At 73.8% G+C, this 3028-nt stretch carries 5 protein-coding genes; all 5 read left to right on the top strand.

Annotated elements, in window-relative coordinates; genetic code table 11:
* On the top strand, window positions 1-357 hold a 357-nt coding region (locus DW299_RS00750), incomplete at its 5' end, for an LLM class flavin-dependent oxidoreductase (RefSeq protein ID WP_136035290.1).
* Window positions 354-1154: a coenzyme F420-0:L-glutamate ligase gene (cofE, locus tag DW299_RS00745; protein WP_136035289.1), complete on the top strand. Its 801-nt coding sequence runs from the start codon at window positions 354-356 to the stop codon at window positions 1152-1154. The genes DW299_RS00750 and cofE, both read left to right, overlap by 4 nt.
* The gene (fgd, locus tag DW299_RS00740; protein ID WP_136035288.1) at window positions 1151-2164 is read left to right on the top strand and encodes a glucose-6-phosphate dehydrogenase (coenzyme-F420); all 1014 of its coding nucleotides are present in this window, start codon (window positions 1151-1153) and stop codon (window positions 2162-2164) included. Before cofE ends, fgd begins: the two co-directional genes overlap by 4 nt.
* A gap of 10 nt (window positions 2165-2174) precedes the next feature.
* The gene (gene cofC, locus DW299_RS00735) at window positions 2175-2843 is read left to right on the top strand and encodes a 2-phospho-L-lactate guanylyltransferase (protein WP_136035287.1); all 669 of its coding nucleotides are present in this window, start codon (window positions 2175-2177) and stop codon (window positions 2841-2843) included.
* Window positions 2840-3028 (top strand): hypothetical protein (locus tag DW299_RS00730; RefSeq protein WP_136035286.1); only part of this gene is annotated, 189 nt, incomplete at its 3' end. The genes cofC and DW299_RS00730, both read left to right, overlap by 4 nt.

Below are 3028 nucleotides of genomic sequence, written 5' to 3'. Positions count from 1 at the left end.
TGGAGCACGCGCGACGCCGACACTCTGCCGCGCGTGCTCCAGCTGCCGCTGTCGTGGGCGCCGACCGAGGAGCAGGCGCTCGCCCAGGCCCACGCCGAATGGCCCATCGCGGCACTGCGCATGCGGCGAGGCGACGTGCGCTCGCCCTACGACTTCGAGCAGCTCGTGCGCGGCGTGACTCCCGACGACATGCGCGCGTCGATGCTGATCTCCGCCGACCCCGACGTGCATCGCGCGCAGATCCAGCGCTACGCCGACCTCGGCTTCACCCGCATCTACCTGCACAACGTGGGGCCGAACCAGCGGGAGTGGCTCGAGGTCTTCGGACGCGACGTGCTGCCGAAGGTGCGCGCATGACCGCCCCCGGCCTGCACGTGTTCGCCCTCCCCGGCATGGGCGAGGTGCGCCCGGGCGACGACCTGGTCGCGCTCATCCTCGCCACGGGCGTGGAACTGCTGCACGGCGACATCCTCGTCGTCACGTCGAAGATCGTGTCCAAGGCGGAGGGACGCTACGTGCAGGCCGCCGACCGGGAGGCCGCGATCACCGCGGAGACCGTGCGCCTCGTCGCCTCCCGCACCCACGACGGGCACACCATGCGCATCGTCGAGAACCGCCTCGGCATGGTCGCCGCAGCCGCGGGCGTCGACGCCAGCAACACCCCCGACGGCTGGGTGCTGCTGCTGCCCGAAGACCCCGACCGCTCCGCCCGTGCGCTCGCCGCGGGGCTCCGCGCCGCGACCGGCGCCGAGGTCGGTGTGCTCCTCAGCGACACCCTCGGGCGGCCCTGGCGCGAAGGACAGACCGACGTCGCGATCGGCGGCGGCGGCGTGCACATGGTCGCCGACCTCCGCGGCACCACCGACCAGGCGGGCAAGGTGCTCAGCGTCACGACCCCGTGCGTCGCAGATGAGCTCGCCGCCGCCGCCGACCTCGTCAAGGGCAAGGCCAGCGGGAACCCGGTCGCCGTCGTGCGCGGCCGCGGCGACCTCGTGGGTCCGCTCGACCTGCCCGGCGCGTCGAGCATCGTGCGCGGCGCCGACCGCGACCTCTTCTGGCTGGGCACCGCCGAGGCGCTCGACCAGGGCTACCGCGACGGCTATGCGGCCGCGCGCGCCGAACTCTCCCCACCCGAACAGAAGGATGCGACATGACACTGACCCTCGGATACAAGGCCAGCGCCGAGCAGTTCGACCCGCGTGAGCTGGTCGAGATCTCGGTCGCGGCCGAGGCGCACGGCATGCAGTCCGTGTTCGCGAGCGACCACTTCCAGCCGTGGCGGCACACCGGCGGTCACGCGCCGTTCTCGCTCACCTGGATGGCGGCTGTCGGCGAGCGCACGTCGAGCATCCGCATCGGCACCTCCGTGCTCACCCCCACCTTCCGCTACAACCCGGCGGTGCTCGCCCAGGCGTTCGCGAGCCTCGGCTGCCTGTACCCCGACCGGGTGATCCTGGGGGTCGGCTCCGGCGAGGCGCTCAACGAGATCGCCACCGGGTTCCGCGGCGCCGGGGAGCAGGACTGGCCCGAGTTCAAGGAGCGCTACGCCCGCCTGCGCGAGTCGGTGCGGCTCATGCGGGCGCTGTGGTCGGGCGACCGCGTGAGCTTCGACGGCGAGTACTACTCCACGCACGACGCCTCCATCTACGACCGGCCCGAGGGCGGCATCCCCATCTACATCGCCGCGGGCGGCCCGATGGTCGCCCGCTACGCCGGCCGCGCGGGCGACGGCTTCATCTGCACGTCGGGCAAGGGCCAGGAGCTCTACGTCGACCAGCTGCTGCCCGCCGTGAAGCAGGGCCTGGAGCAGTCCGAGCGCTCCTTCGACACGTACGACCGCATGATCGAGATCAAGCTGTCGTACGAGGAGACCACGGAGGCGGCGCTGGAGAACACCCGGTTCTGGTCGCCGCTGTCGCTGTCGAAGGAGCAGAAGCACGACATCACCGACCCCGTCGAGATGGAGAAGGCCGCCGACGCGCTGCCCCTGGAGACCATCGCCAAGCGGTGGATCGTCGGCAACGACCCCGACGCGGTCGCCGCCGAGATCCAGCAGTACATCGACTGGGGCTTCAACCACCTCGTCTTCCACGCGCCCGGTCACGACCAGCGCCGGTTCCTGCAGCTGTTCGAGCGCGACATCGCGCCGCGGCTGCGCGGGTGAGGGCGCGGCCATGACGGGCGGTCTGCGTGCCGGGGCGTCACCGCACGCCCCGGCGCGGGAGTGGGTGGTCGTGATCCCGGTGAAGCGGGCGGAGTTCGGGAAGACGCGACTGCGGCTCCCGGGCGTCGACCGCGAGCCGCTCGCCAGGGCGATCGCGCTCGACACAGTCGAGGCCGCCGCGCTGTGCCCGCGGGTCGCGGAGGTCGTGGTGGTCACGAGCGACGAGGTCACCGCGGCCGCCCTGCTCCCGGTGCCCCGCGTGCGGATCGTGCGCGACCGCGTCGAGGGACTGACCGCGGCGATCGCGCAGGGGGTGTCTGCGGCGTCGACGCGGCTCCCGCGGGCCGTGCTGCTCGGCGACCTCCCGGCCCTGCTGCCCGACGAGCTCACCCGGGCGCTCGACTACGCCGCGGCCCACCCGCGGGCCTTCGTGCCCGACGCGGAGGGCACCGGCACCGTGCTCGCGCCCGCCCGCGCCGACGTACCGCTGCGGCCCTGCTTCGGCGACGACTCGGCCGCCGCGCACCGCGCTGCCGGGTTCGCCGAGGTGGGGTTCCCCGTGCTGAGCGGGCTGCGCCGCGACCTCGACCACGCCGATCACCTCCGAGCCGCCCGACGGTGCGGTCTCGGTCCGCGCACGGCGGCGCTCCTCGCCCCACGTCTCGTGCTGGCATCATGACCGGGCCGGAGGACCCCGGCCCGTCCGGCGTCGGTGTCGGGCGGGCTGAGCCCGTCTCGTCCGCGACCCCGTCGGCGCGCGTGGCCACGCTCGCCGGAGCGGCCGCCTCGACCGACGTCGAACCCGGGCCCGAGGCCGCCCCGCGGATCGTCGTGCTCGCCGGGGGCGTCGGCGGCGCGAAGTTC

It is taken from the genome of Microbacterium sp. K35, from assembly GCF_004794375.1.
GTDB lineage: Bacteria > Actinomycetota > Actinomycetes > Actinomycetales > Microbacteriaceae > Microbacterium > Microbacterium sufflavum.
This window is presented reverse-complemented; position numbering and strand designations above follow the sequence as displayed.

Coding starts and splice junctions, on each gene's coding strand:
- cofE (WP_136035289.1), top strand. CDS start 354: ATGACCGCCCCCGGCCTGCACGTGTTCGCCCTCCCCGGCATGGGCGAG.
- fgd (WP_136035288.1), top strand. CDS start 1,151: ATGACACTGACCCTCGGATACAAGGCCAGCGCCGAGCAGTTCGACCCG.
- cofC (WP_136035287.1), top strand. CDS start 2,175: ATGACGGGCGGTCTGCGTGCCGGGGCGTCACCGCACGCCCCGGCGCGG.